We start from the raw sequence: 14,526 nt of genomic DNA, 5'->3' as shown, positions 1-14,526 counted from the left end.
CATGTGTCATCCGGTGGCGTTGTTGGCCGCGCAAGTGGGCGCGCAACTTATGGGGCAGCGGGCGCAAACAAAGGCCAATATAAATATGTATCGGGCGCAAGAACAAGCGGCGCTAACGAATCAGAAAATGAGTGAACGCCGACAAGAACAGATTGCGGAAGAATACGGACGGGAAGAAGGCCGCATGCGGGATCGTATGCGCTTAATTGCCGGACAAAACGCGGCGGAAGGCGGCGCTGCCGGCTTGCAGTTGGGCGGGTCGTTAATGGACGTGTTGGGCGCGTCGTATGGTGGATATTTAGACGACAAGGCGGCTAACTTGCGGAATCAGCGAAACGACGTATACAACGAATTTGTACAGGGCTGGAATTACGGACAGGAAGCGAAACAAGCAAGGGCGGGCGCGGCCAATGCAAAAATGGCGGGACGTCGGGCAATGCTTGGCACGATTTTAGGCGGCGCCTTGCAGTATCGTGACCTGCGGTCAAACGTCGGGGCGGCCAATTATAGTAACGCGGCGCCTGATCCGACGGTGCGGCTTGGCGACGTTATGACAAACAATAATTACACGATATATAAGCAAGGCGGGAAATTCCATATTAATAACAAACATACGCCGTGGCTTGCGGGCAAATGGAGGTAAGCGATGAAACTTGAATCCTATACGCCGTCTGTGCGCGGAAACGTGCAACAGGCAAGAACAGGCGTTGCCGGTAACCTTGAAACGCGCGGAGGAAACGACGCAAGCTGGGGGCGGTTGGGTCAAGTGGCGGGCCTTGCCCTTGAAGCGCAGATCAAACGACAGGAAGATGATGACGCCTTGCGTGTCGCCAATGCGCAAAGTGAGTATATGCGCCGGACAAATGAGGTGCTGTACGGGGACGGCGGAATGGCGTACAGACAAGGGGAGAACGCGACGCGCACGCGGGAAGATTATCTGACGGCGGAAAAAGATATTCGCGCGCAGGTATTGAGCGAATCGGGAATCAAAACAAGACGCGGGCAGGAGTTGTTTCAGCAACACGTGGAAAAGTCCCTTGTATCGAGTGAGGCGACGATTTTAGGCTGGGAAGAAAAAGGGCGCAAACAATGGATTGCGGACACGGCCACAAACAAAATGGAAGCTACGCTTGCGGCGGCTATTAATACGGGCAACATACAAGCCGCCTATGAAGGGGTCGATCAGGGCTTGGCGTTACAGGCGCGTTATTTTGATGAAGCCGGTCGTCAAGCGGAACAACGCAAACGGTATACAGACGTAACGAACAGAATGGTCGGAACATTAATTAATGCGGGCGACTATACGAAGGCACTGACGGCAATTGAACACGCGCGCGAAACGGGGCTGGTGTCCGGTGACGTATTAGAAAAACTGGAAAGCGCCGCAAAGGAAAAGAAAGGCGTGTTGCAAGCAAAAGAAAACGCCGGCGATTATGCAACGTATTTTTCCAATCAGGGCAAAAGGATTTGGGAAGTCACGCGGGAACAGTTTTCCGCGGTGTTCCGTGAAAAGAACAAAGGACGCGGAGGCAGTCGCGCGGAAATTGTTGAGCGCTTTTTGGCGGCAATCGGCGGACAGGAAAGCGACGGCGACTATAACGCAGAGAACAACACAAACGCCGCGTCCGGTATTGTTGCCCGCGGCAAATATCAGATTATAGACGGTACATGGCAGACGTACGCGAAAAAAGCGGGGCTTGATGCAAACGCGCCGCGAACGCCGGAAAATCAAGAAAAAGTCGCGCGGGTAATGGCGGAAGAATATTACGATTTAACCGGCGGCGACACGGCGCAAATGGCCGCATGCTGGTATGTCGGCTCGCCGGTTACAGGCTGGTCGCAAGAGGCCCTAAACCGGCCGCAAATATCCGACGACGGAACGCCGCACCCGTCAATTCAAGAATACATGGATCAGGTACAGGCGCGTATGGGCGGCGGGCAATTAACGGAAGGCCAACTGTTTGAACAGGAGGAACGAGAATGGCGGGCGTTTCAAGCGCAAGCGGCGGAACAAGAACACACGTATCGGCAAGACTTGCAGCGTCAAAAAGACAGTATTGAAGATGCACTTGAAACAATGACGCCGGCTGAGCAATTACAATTTTTACAGGAACAAACGGCGGGCAATGAGGACTTAAAACGCGCCTATCGGTCAACTATTCGCGCACTAAAAGTAGACGGTGAAAAGATACACGATTCAGAAATGGAGGGTATAAAACAGCTAATCGCAACGCGCAAAATTCAAGATCAGGAAGATCTGACCGGCTTTTTTGAGCGCAGCGGCTTAAAACCGACGTATACGCAACTTAAGCAATTAAGCAATGAATTAACGGCGGCCAATGAGGGTACGGGCAAATATCGGTACACAAACGATGCCGCGGTAAAATCGGCAGTAAAAAAACTTGTCGGCAATAAACGCGGCGACTTTGACGCTATGTGGGCGGGCGCATCAATTGCCCTTAATAATGAGGCGGTAAAGTACCAACAAGAACATCAAGGACAAATGCCGCCGCCGGCTTGGCTGGAACAAACGGCCGCGCGGTTAATGGTCGATAACGTATCGTTCGCGCACCACCCGCAAACGCAAATCACGCGTGCGGAGTTGGGTACATACGGGTATTCTAACGCGCAAGAAGTAAGCAACGAACGGGGCGAAATATTTATTCGCTTGTATGCGCCGGACGGTGAATTTATAGACGTTGGCGCGGATCAGTTGCCGTATTGGCTTGATGGCGTTCGTTCCGGGGAGTACGGGCGTCTTGGATTTAACGGAGGTATGAATGGATAATCGAGAAGAACGGCAAAAACAGGCAGACGCGGCGTTTCGTTCGTCGGGATTCGGTATGCCGAAAATTGCGCCGTCTCCGATACAACAAGAGGCGGACGCGGCGGCTAGTTTAGTCAATGCGAAACCGGTCGAACAGGCGCCTACATTGTGGGAACAAGTGCGAGACAGCGAAATCGGGCGTTCCTATTTTTGGGGCAAAGAAGATTATTCACGCCGCGCAAAAGAAATTGCGGACCGTTTGCAAGTGTCCCCCGATGTCGTTTCCATTGCCGGCGAAGAAAGCTTGAAACGTTGGGAAAATACCTTTCAAACGCTGGAAATGGGCAAACGTGATGACGAATTTGCGCAGACGTGGAGCGACTGGAACGACATTTCGCAGACGGAACGGGCGATCCGTGTACATAATTATTCCGACGTTAAGCAAACAATGGGCGTCGTGGATAATGTTATGTCGGGTATTCGCCAAATGGACGCGCAAATTAAATTGTCCGCTATGGGCAATGAGCGCATGGAGTTAGAGGCAAAAGGTGCGAATACTGACGAATTAGACGCTAAAATTCAGAATCTACAAAAATATATCATGTCGCAGTCCGGTGATGGCGGTATCATTCATGACACGTCAAGCCAGTTATACATGATGGCCAATCAATCCGTTAATTCCGGCAAGGAAATCATGATCGGGTCTTTAATGGGCGCGGCAGCAGGTGCGGCGGCGGGCGGTGTCAGCGCAATTCCCGGCTTTATTACCGGCGCAGGTTTGGGGTATCGTGCGGGTCTGTTTAACCGTATGAACGAAATGGAACGCGGCTTGTCTTATCTTGAATATCGAAGCGGCGGGGAATACGGGAAGATGTCCGCAGAAACGGCGGCAAAGGCGGCCACGGCTGTTGGTATAACTAACGCGGCAATTGAATTTGCGTCGTTTGGCATGGGTCTCAGGGCGTTAAGCATGGGCGCGCGCAAGATTGCAGGACGGACGGCGGCGACGGGCGCGCAGTCGATTATCCGCAACGCGGCGCGTTCCATTGCGTCCGCGCGAAGTGTCGGCGAGGCGGGCAAGATTTTCGCAAAATCGGCGGGAATCGGCGTTGCGTCGGAAACAGCGGAAGAAGTCGCGCAACAGGCGGTGCAGGACGTTGCGTGGAACGTGGCGGCCGATCCTAGTGAAGGCACACGCAAGATGCCCGTTACGGAAATCATCAGTAACGCGGTTGATGCGGGTATCACGGCGGCGCCGACGATCTTGGGTATGTCGGTGGTATTGGGCATGGGCGCTAACGTTCGCTTTATATCAAAGGCGGCGCGCATGTTGCGGCCGGACTATGAAATTCAAAAGGAAATGGCCGTTCATACCGTCGGCGCGCAAATGTTGCGTGACCTTGAGGCGGACAAACAGACGAGCGCGCTATTCAAAAAAGATCCGGAATTATACACAAAATCGGTACAAGAGGCGGCAGACAAACAAGGTCTGGGCGCTTTTTTTGTTGATGCGAACGCGCTTATGGAAACAGAGGGCGGGCGCGACATCTTAAATCGTATGGTAAGCGGCAATGTCGTATCGGAACAAGCCTTGCAGACGGCAATTGAAACGGAAGGCCGCTTGGAAGTGCCGGTTGGCGTATATTTGCAGGAAGATTTTACGGAACAAGAACGGGCAGCGGTAGACAAGGCAAGCGCATGGACGCAAGACGGCACGACACAAGCGGAAATAGCGGCGCATTGGGAAAACATGGCCGCAAGCAAGTACGCGCAAGAATTGCAAGACGATATTGACAGAATGATAAACGCGACCGATCGCGTATTGTCTGATAAGTTTTCAGCGGCGGACGAGGCCGACAAAGAAACAATCCGGCAGGTGCTTGTGGCGAATCCGCTGGACTTGGGCGCAGCGCGCAAGACGGTACGCAAGGGAATTATAGACAATATCGAACAGGAATTTGCCGATCAACTTAATAGCATGCGTAAGGACTTGGCGGACGGCGCAATTGAACTTGTTCCGGGGCGTGATTCTGTTTACGATCAGGACAGAATGTTACGCATGTCAAGCAATCCGCAATGGTACAAAGATTTTTACGCGACGTATAAACGCAAGCCGCGCGCAGACGAATTTTATAGAATAATGCTTGACGAAGAAGAAAAAGAAGTGCAATATTTCCGGTCAAGCGGCGTAATCAAAAGCGAACAAGAATATGAGGACGCATTGCAACAGATTGAAAACGGGCGCAAAATGGTCGATGCGTTGAACACGATAGACGCCTACAAAGATACGTTTGACGAGTTGCAGAAAGAAAAAGCCGTGTCCTTGCGCATGTACTTATCTCCGGACGAAATGAAAGTGTACGACGATGTAAAAAAATATATGGATAACGTCGGCGGCGACGCGCAAGAAAGCGCGCATCAAGCGGCGTATTTGTGGGCAAAACGCGCGAAAGTGTTTACGCAAATGATGCACGACATGGGACATACGGACTTTGTCGCGACGGACTATCTTGACATGCACCCGCTTTTCACTATGAACGAATATACACCGGACGCGGCGGACAAAATGGCGGCGCAATTAATGCAGCGTAATGGCGGTATTGCTCCGCGGGAATACTTTCAAAACCGATACGGTGAGGGCGGTTATGACGGCAATTCAATGAGCAATCGCGCGCGCGCGGCGTATGACTTAGGCGAAAAGCCGATGAGCAAATGGACGAAAGACGAAATTATTGAGGCCGTTGAAGATTATCTTGATGAGACGGAAGCGGAAACGGCGATCAGCGTTGACGAAATAAAAGCATTGCCCGCGTGGCTATTGCGGCAAGAGTTTTTGACATATCGGAGTTGGCATCATACCGGCGCGTTTTATAACGCGACAGACTTTTACGGGCTTGATTTTAAGGCGTTAGATCTTCCGTTGGCGCACTATCAAGAGAAAATCGAAGAACACAAAAAGGAATTGGCGGCGACAAAAGGCGACAGAGAAAAGGAACGCCAACAAAGAGAAGCACGCCGAGAACGTCGGGAATTTGAAACGCGCATCAAAGAGTTACGCAAATATACCAAGTACAAAACAGATAAGGGCCTAATTGCGGCAGTAGACGACGGCCGTGTAACGCTGGAGGAACTGGAACAAAAAGAACAGGAAGAAAAGGCGAAAGGCTATCTTCGCTATACCGACTACAAGACGGAAAAGGCGCTAATAAAGGCGCTCCGCAATGGCGACATTACCATGGACAAGTTGGAAACATTGCGGGACGAAAAAGATCCGAAACGAATTGCCGCGCGTAAATTGGCAAAAGCGCAAGGCAAAAAAGAGTGGCTGGAGGTTGTGGCGAACGATCCGGCCTTGTTCCACTTGCTGCCCGAACAAGCGCGCAATGATAAAGACGTAGCATTGTTGGCCGTTCGCCGTTACGGACTTGGCGCACTTTCTGATGTCGGCGAAGCGTTAAAGAATGATCCGGACTTTATTGTTGGCGCGGTTTGCCGAAACGCTGGAGTGTTGTCGCAATTTGCGCCGGCGTTGTTGAAAAATAATTGTTCCCTCTTGCGCCGTGTTGTTGTAGAGGCGCCGCGGGCGGCTGGACAACTGCACAACATTTTGAGCGAAAAAGGGCGTCTTGAATTTATTACCGATGTAGCAAAAGACGCGCCGGCGGCGGTGGCGTCGTTCTTGTCGAAAGAACAGGGGCTTTCTCCGGAAGAAGTCGAACGCATTTTCCGATCTTCACCGAAAGCGGCGGAACTTATTGCCAATGACGATATTAACCACTACAAAAAAGACGCAAGAGGTTACATGGAACGGTATCAAGCTGTTGCGCGGGAATTTCTGAAAGCGGAATCACGCATTGAATATTTTCAAACGGCTTGGCACGGTTCTCCGCGTTCGTTTGATCGGTTTGACACAAACGCGGTCGGTACGGGTACGGGAAGAAAGGCACACGGTTGGGGCTTGTATTTTGCGCAAGAACAAGGCGCGGCAAAACAGTATCAAGATAAAGCGGCGCGACGTGTGGCAAAAAAAGCGGGAGAAAAGCCGTCCTCATCTGGTAGTTTGTTAAAAGTGGATATACCGGAGAATGAGGTTCTGCTGGACGAGGATAAGCCGCTTAATGAACAACCGGAAGCGGTGCGCAAGGCAATCGCCGCATATTATCAATCGCGGCCCGATTCGTACATAGCGGCAACGGCCGACGATCTTGGCGCGAATATCGGCGAATATTTTTTACATGATGTAGTGGCGCAGATGCAACGAGAAGGCGAAGAAGAACCAAAAAAGGCGGCGTCGTTGCTACTGCGTAAATTTGGCATTGAAGGTATTACGTATAAAGACAACAGAGACGGGCGTTGTTTTGTTATATTCAGCGATCAAGCCGTGCGCGTTCTGGAACGTAACGGACAAGCCGTCGGCGAAATGTATCAAGACGGCAAAGCGGAATCAGGCATTGAATATTTTCAAGCAGATGCGCAACGCGGTCAGGAATATTGGCAAGTTAATGAAGATGTAGATCCGAATGAAACCCTGCATGTGGTGGATATTACGAAAGCGGTGCAAGGGGGCGAGAAACTAAGTCGGAAACAATTAAAAGATGAGTTGCTTTCGACATTCCGCGGATTAAAGGGGTTAATCTTTGTTACTGCAGACGAAAATAAGGTTGTGTTAGATGCTAAGCGTGCTAGGCATGTTGCCTTTTCACCGGCACATTTGAATAAGACGGGGCGTCAAATAAAACACACTTTGCCGCACTGGATTTGGGACGTGATGGTTCATTCTCGCCGAATCGAAAGCGCAGAAAACCGTAAGAAATCTAAAAAACCGAAAGCGCAGAGATACCACCGATTTTATGGGGCAGTAAAAGCGGGAGAAAATATTTACCCCATTCGCTTGGTGGTAGAAGAGCGTAACGAAAAAGCTGTTATACAAGACGCAGAACTGCTTTTGTATGATGTTATTCCGGAAAGAGAAAAACGGCAGCAGTCTGGGCTCAGTGAGCATTATCCCACCTTAGTCCCAGCATCTGCTACCGTTTCTAAAGTTAAAATATCAGATTTACTGCGCGGTGTCAAGGACGCAGACGGAAAAGCTTACTACCAACAAAAACGACACGTTCGCGGCATGACGGCTTTGCGTGACGGCCGGCAAATGTTGTTCTTGTTCCGTAAGGACGCTAACTTTTCTACTTTCGTTCATGAATCGGGACACGTCTTTTTGGAAGATCTGCAACAAATGGCGGCACAGGAAAACGCGCCGGAGTGGCTGAAAAAGGACTGGCAAACGGTCAAAGAGTGGACAGGCTGGAAAGACGGGGCGGACAATCGGGCGGCACACGAAAAGTGGGCGCGCGGCTTTGAGGCCTATGTACGTGAAGGCAATGCGCCGTCGCGCGACTTAAAGGCCGTTTTTCGACGTTTTCGCCGATGGCTTGTGGGTATATATCAAAACTTGCTGGACTTGGGCGAAATCCCGCCGGAATCAATCCGCAATGTTATGGATAGAATGCTCGCAACACAGGAAGAGATTGACGCCTACACGGCGGAAAAAGCGCTGGACACGATGCAAGACGTGGACACGAAACTGGCGGCGCGTTTGGTGAAACTGAAAGCAAGAGCCGCGGAAACCGTCGAAAAGAAAGTGGAAGAAAAGATCCGCAAGGGCGTCGAGGAAATGCTGGAAGATGCAATTCAATCGTGGCGCACGGCGCGGACAGAAGAATTACAAAAAGAAGAAATATACAAGCATGAGGCGTTGGCAAAACAATTCGGCGAAGATGTCCTGAGTAAATACTATGCTGATGCGGCGGCGTTCAAAAAGGCGTTGGAAGACGCCGGCGGACCAATGGAAGAACGACTGAAACGCGAAGAACAGGAACAAAGAAAAGCATTCACCGATGAATTAATGAATCCGGAATCTATCCGCGCGCAAGTGGAAGAATACATGACGGGCGAATTGGGGCAAGCGGACCTGCTGGAGGCGGAAACAAGATATATTGCCCGTGAACGTAATAAGCTTGCGGGCGAATACATGAAACAATTGCGCAAGCTGGACAGCCGCCAACAGACAGACGAACAGACGGAGGCGGAACGACTTGCCGAGGTGCTTTCCTATTTGCGTTCTGAATTAAAAGAACATGAGGGCGCGCGGGAATCGGTAAAAGACGCGCAAAAACAACTGTCCAAAATGCGCCAACAGGAACGCGCGGCGGAACAGGAGCTGGAACGCGAACAGACGCTGGTCGCACGGTTAAAAGAAAGTCACGCGGAAGATGCGGAAGAACACGCGCAAAAACTTGTGGAAATGCGGCAGAAGTTGACCGACATACGCAAGGAAAACGCGGCGAAGGTGCAAGCAATTAAGAAAACGGCGCGGGAAGAAATCAACACGCGTCTGCAAGGTTTGCGGGACGTTCGCGACAGTACGCAGGGGCGTTTACGCCTGATTGAAGAACAAGCGGCGCAAACGTTACGACAAGCGCCTATCGGTGAATCGTTGACGTGGAAAACGTATCAACGGAAAATCGCCTATTACGGCACATTATCATCGAAAGCGCTGGTGCGCGGTGATTATGCACAAGCGGCGGAAATGAAAGAGCGGCAATTGTATCATGCGTATCTTGCCAAACACGCGGTAATGCAGGAACAACAGGTGGACAAAGATATTCGCCGGTTGCGTGAAAATCTTAAACGAATGACGCGGTCACAGCAGCCGATCCGCCTTGACACGCAAGCGCGGTATTTTGTGCATCATTTAATGTATCAGTTAGGACTGACGGGAACAGACGCGCAAGCGCCGATTGACGGCTTCGAGATGTCCTCGATTGAAGAATTATTGAATCCGGACATGGCGTTTGGTATGGGTGGCGATCCGGTTATTTCTCCGGCTTTGCGGGCAATGTTTGCAGCCGACGGACGAAACGAAAAGACGTGGCGGCAGATGCCCTTTGAAACGTGGGAAGAAACTGTTCAAGTGTTGCAAGCGGTTTACACGGCGGGGCGGCGCATGCATGACGGCTTGGCGATTGTCCGCAAGAACGGCGAACATGTGAGCATCGCCGACGCGGCGAATGAATTGGCCCTTAAACTTAAAAAGCGGTACGGGGAAGATAACAGAGATTTACGACAGATCCGTAACGACATGACGCGCGCGGACCGTATGGGTCAATTAGCGGGCGAATTGGTAACGCAACTCATCAAGCCGGAAATCATCATGAACCGGTTAGACGGTCGGGCGGTCGGGGTAAAGATTGATGATGACTCATTCCATCGCTTTATCTATGATCCGATAGCGCGCGCGGCGACACGTAAGCGCGAAATGACGGCCGATGCGAAACGAAATCTGAGCCGAATATTCGAGCGGCGCTATTCACGTAATGAGATGCGCACGATGCGCCAAGAACGAAAATATCAAGTCGGTAACCGAAAGGCGTACACGAAAGAAGAAATATTGACGGCGGCGCTGAATTGGGGCGCGGCGGAAAACAGAAAGCGTGTATTGCATACGTTTGGCGTTGATGAGGCGACAATGAGCGCCGCCTTTGGTGAAATTCTGACGGCAAAAGACTGGGACACCGTTGAAAAGATTTGGGAATTTATTGACGGCTATTATGAGGAGCGAAGCCGCGTTTTGGAACGGGAAACGGGCGTGCCGCTGGGCAAGGTGGAGGCCGTGCCGTTTACCATTAACGGCCGCAAGTTTGAGGGCGGTTACTATCCTATTGTGTACGATCCGCAATTGTCGCAAAAAGCGTCGGACATGGACGTGGCGAATGAATTAGCTAAACAGATGTCAAGTAATGCGGTATTTGGCGCCGGTTTAGGGGCGACGAAAAAGCGGCAAGCGGTGGTGAATCGTGAATTGTTGTTGTCGCTTGATGTATTGCCGCGCGCGGTCAATGAGGCAATATTGCACATTTCCATGAGGGAAGCCGTGCTTGACGTGGCGCATCTGCTGGACCATGCGGCGCTGGCTGAACCCTTGCAGAAAGTCATAGGGCAGTCGCAGTATCGAATGTTGCGCGAGTGGGTGCGCGACACGTGGCGGGAAGAACTGGTGCGCGAATCGAGCGCCGAACAGTTTGCCAACTTGTTGCGGCGTAATGCGACATTTTCCGTCATGGCGTATCGGACGACGACGGCACTTTTGAACATTTGTAACATTGACATGGTGCATCAGGCTTTGGGTCATCGGCGCACGTGGCTGGCGTTGCTTAAATTTATACGTCACCCGCAACGAATTACGCGAAAGGTCAAAGAAAAATCGAGCTTTATCGCGGAACGTGAAGAAAACCTTGACCGTGATTTGGCGCGGGACATGAAAGTATCCGGCAAAGAATTATCCTATGTCGGAACAAAAGGCGTAGTCGCAAAAGCGGCAGAGGGCGTATATTCTGCAAAAGAGGCGGTGGATCGTTTTGGATACTACTTAATTACAAAAACGGACTTAATGTTATCTTTGCCGACGTGGCAAGCCGTGTATGAAGATACGGTGCGCGCGGAAATGGAGCGCGGCGAATTGACGGCGGAACAGATTGACGCGGAGGCAATCGCAAAAGCAGATGAGGCGGTGCGGCGCATTTGGGGCAGTGGCGAAATTCAAGATCAAGCGAAAGTGCAAAAAGGCCGCATCATGAAATTCTTTACTCCGTTTTATACGTTTTTCTCCGTGGTCTTAAATGCGCAGATTGAAGCGGGGTACGCGTTCAAAGACACCGGCAATCCGGTGCCGCTTATGTCTACCGTGTTGTATTGGTTATTCTTGCAAACCTTGCGGGAAACGCTATTGCGCGGCGTAGTTGATGCGCTAACGGGTCGCGGCCCCGATGACGATGACGACAGGAAAGAATATTTTGGCAAAGAGTATTTGAAAAACTTTGTCGGCACGGCAACGGGCGGCATTCCGGGCGTGAATATCGCGGCGACGCTTACCATGAATACTATGCTCGGTGAATACTACCAAGGGCGCGGCAGTCAAGTGGTCGCGTTGCGCGTCATGGACGAATTGCAAGATTTGGCGTATGCCGTGGGGTCTGACAAGCGGGACTGGATTGACATTGGGCGGTCAACGTCGCGCGTCGGAAACAGGCTTGTCGGCTTTTCCGATACGTTGACGGACGGTTTCTGGACGCTGTTGCGCGTGACGTGTACGGAATCTGATGCGACGTGGGACGAAGCGGTGGCGGATATTATTTTCGACAGAAAGGCGAGGAAAGCGAAATGATCCAAGAAACAAAAACAAGCGTGGTATACGTGGGGGACGGCCGACAAAGGTCGTTCCCTTTTCCGTATCGGTACTATGACGCAAAAGACGTAGTCGGCTATGTGGAACACGAGGGCAAATGGAAACGAATTACGGGAAATTATGAATATCACGACGGCGAAAAATCGTATGAATATCCGACGACGGGCGCGCCGTTAGCTAAGGGCGTAAAGTTAAAACTTGCGCGGGAAACGAAACAATCGCAAGAATACGACTTCGCCGAAGAAACCGTGGAAAAGGCGCTGGATAAAATTACGATGATATTGCAAGAAATAAACCGTGACGGCCTTGTACAAGCCGGCGTCGGTGACTTTGACGGCGTTATACCGGCGGGGCGGCCGTTCGCGTTCCTGCAATATAACGCAGATGCAAGCGGCTTTGACGTTGTAGACTTGCCCGACTTTGCCGGCGAGAAAAAAACGTTATTGGCTATTCGTGCCGGTGCAGAATCAGCGGCGGATAGAGCGGAGGCGGCCGCCAAACGAGCGGGCGAACAAGTAGCGGCGGGGGCGGAAACGCTAAATAATTCACTTGCCACAATTGCCGGCGCGGTATCGGGCGGCGTCGCACACATTGAAACGCAGACGCGGCAAGCATTGAATGACGTAAACACGGCGGCGCAAACGGCGGAAGATAAAACAAAAAACGCAGTACAGGCAACACAAGACGCGGCCGCACAAGCGCAAAAAGAAATTGCAGCCGCACAGACGGCCGCCGAAAACGCGAAAAAAGAAATTACCGATATACAAACAGACGTTCAAAACAATTTGGCGCAAAAACAAAACGAATTTAACGCGCGGGCAAATGAAATTTTGGACAAGGTCGGAGAAATCGAAGGCGTCGTGCAACGCGGCGAAGATGCGGTTGCGTCATTACAGAAATATGACGGACTGGAGGCGGCGGTAAGACAGGCGAAAGCGGCCTATGATCAGTCTGTTTCTAGGCTTGAACGCTCCATGTCCGACGTTGTTAGCCGGACCGAAGAACTTACGCAAATAGAAACGGCGACAAAAGCCGACGCGCAAGCCGCAGAGAAAGCACGCACAGAAGCGCAAGCGGCCGCCGATACTGCAAACAATGCGGCGACAAAGTCCGGACAATCGGAAACGGCCGCCAAAAACGCACAGACGGCCGCAGAAAGCGCGCGCACGGAAGCGCAGACAGCGCAGACGGCCGCACAAGAAGCGCGCAAGAACGCGGAAACGGCCGCACAAACGGCAAGCGGCGCCGCCACAAGTGCGACACAGTCGGCAGGGGCGGCAAAAAGCGCACAAGATAACGCGCAAGCCGCAAGCGCGAAAGCACAGACGGCAAGCACGAAAGCAGAAACGGCTAACACGGAAGCGCAAAAGGCGAAAACGGTGGCCGAAAAAGCAAGCGTGAGCGCAGAGGCGGCGAACAGAGACACGCAGACAGCAAGCACGGCGGCACAGGACGCGGCCGCACAAGCGCAAGCCGCCAACAGAGAAGCGCAGAGTGCGAGCGCACTTGCGGCAAGCACTAAGACAGAATTGAACGCACTAGCAGAAAAAGCGCAAAAATCGGAAGGCGCGGCAAGTGCATCGGCAACACAGGCGAAACAATCAGAAAGCGCAGCCGCCACAAGCGCGGCGGAAGCAAAGAACGCGGCAAAACAGGCGGAACAAATTGCCGGCGGTGACTTTCTAACGACGGCAAAAGCGGAAACAATGTTTGCCGATAAAGACGACACGGCGACGGCGTTAAAAGGCAAGGCAAACGCGACAGACGTTTACACCAAAAAAGAATCCGACGGGAAATACTTACAAAAAACAGATAAGATTGACGCCTATACGAAAGCGGAAACAGATGCGACATTCGCAACAAAAACGGAAGCCGCCGAAACATTTGCCACAAAAGAAGAAACAAACACAAAAGCGAATGCGGCAGATGTTTACACAAAGACACAAGCAGACAAAAGATACTTACAAAAAACGGACAAAATCGACGCTTACACGAAAGCGGAAACAGACGCGACGTTTGCGACAAAAACGGAGGTGGGGACAAAGGCAAACACAACAGACGTCTATACGCGCAAACAGTCGGACGGTCGTTACACGCAATCAACATACGCGAATACAACATTCGCCACAAAAGCGCAGGTCAATGCAAAAGCGAACGCGGCCGACGTTTACACAAAGACGCAAGCAGATGCGAAATACCAATTAAAAGGCACGTATGCGAGCGTTGAATACGTAGACGGTCGTGTGGCTAATATCGTCAATAGCGCGCCGGAAACGCTTGACACTTTGCAAGAGTTGGCGCAAGCGTTGGGAAATGATCCGAACTTTGCCACTACCGTCGCAAATGAAATCGGAACAAAAGCCGACAGGGCGACAACAGAAAACGCGCTAAAGGGAAAAGCAAGCGCGGCGGACGTTTACACTAAAACGGAAATAACAAACAAGCTAAACGAAAAGGCAAGCAAACAAGACGTGGCAAGCAAAACGGCGATCACGTTAGTTGTGTGGGGGTGAATAGT

The 14,526-nt window shown here is 51.6% G+C and carries 4 protein-coding genes; all 4 read left to right on the top strand.

Features of this window, described 5'->3' with window-relative positions:
• Window position 1: 1 nt before the first annotated feature.
• The 4 genes from HNR45_RS06450 to HNR45_RS06435 are packed head-to-tail and all read left to right on the top strand — an operon-like array spanning window position 2 to window position 14,521.
• Window positions 2–643 carry a hypothetical protein gene (locus HNR45_RS06450; RefSeq protein ID WP_159822528.1) on the top strand — a complete coding sequence of 214 codons (642 nt, stop codon included), beginning with the start codon at window positions 2–4 and terminating at the stop codon, window positions 641–643.
• A gap of 3 nt (window positions 644–646) precedes the next feature.
• Complete coding sequence (locus tag HNR45_RS06445) at window positions 647–2,788, top strand: lysozyme family protein (RefSeq protein ID WP_159822526.1); 2,142 nt, start codon at window positions 647–649, stop codon at window positions 2,786–2,788.
• On the top strand, window positions 2,781–11,987 hold the full coding sequence (locus tag HNR45_RS06440) for a hypothetical protein (RefSeq protein WP_159822524.1): 9,207 nt from the start codon (window positions 2,781–2,783) through the stop codon (window positions 11,985–11,987). The genes HNR45_RS06445 and HNR45_RS06440 overlap by 8 nt, the downstream gene beginning before the upstream one ends.
• Entirely contained in the window at window positions 11,984–14,521 is a 2,538-nt protein-coding gene (locus HNR45_RS06435; protein WP_159822522.1) for a hypothetical protein, read from the top strand. The genes HNR45_RS06440 and HNR45_RS06435 overlap by 4 nt, the downstream gene beginning before the upstream one ends.
• The last annotated feature ends 5 nt before the right edge of the window (window positions 14,522–14,526 follow it).

This window comes from Negativicoccus succinicivorans (genome assembly GCF_014207605.1).
Classification (GTDB): Bacteria; Bacillota; Negativicutes; order Veillonellales; family Negativicoccaceae; genus Negativicoccus; species Negativicoccus succinicivorans.
The sequence above is the reverse complement of the archived record's forward strand: the minus strand, read 5'-3'. Positions and strand labels throughout refer to the sequence as shown.

Coding starts and splice junctions, on each gene's coding strand:
- HNR45_RS06445 (WP_159822526.1), top strand. CDS start 647: ATGAAACTTGAATCCTATACGCCGTCTGTGCGCGGAAACGTGCAACAG.
- HNR45_RS06435 (WP_159822522.1), top strand. CDS start 11,984: ATGATCCAAGAAACAAAAACAAGCGTGGTATACGTGGGGGACGGCCGA.
- HNR45_RS06440 (WP_159822524.1), top strand. CDS start 2,781: ATGGATAATCGAGAAGAACGGCAAAAACAGGCAGACGCGGCGTTTCGT.
- HNR45_RS06450 (WP_159822528.1), top strand. CDS start 2: ATGTGTCATCCGGTGGCGTTGTTGGCCGCGCAAGTGGGCGCGCAACTT.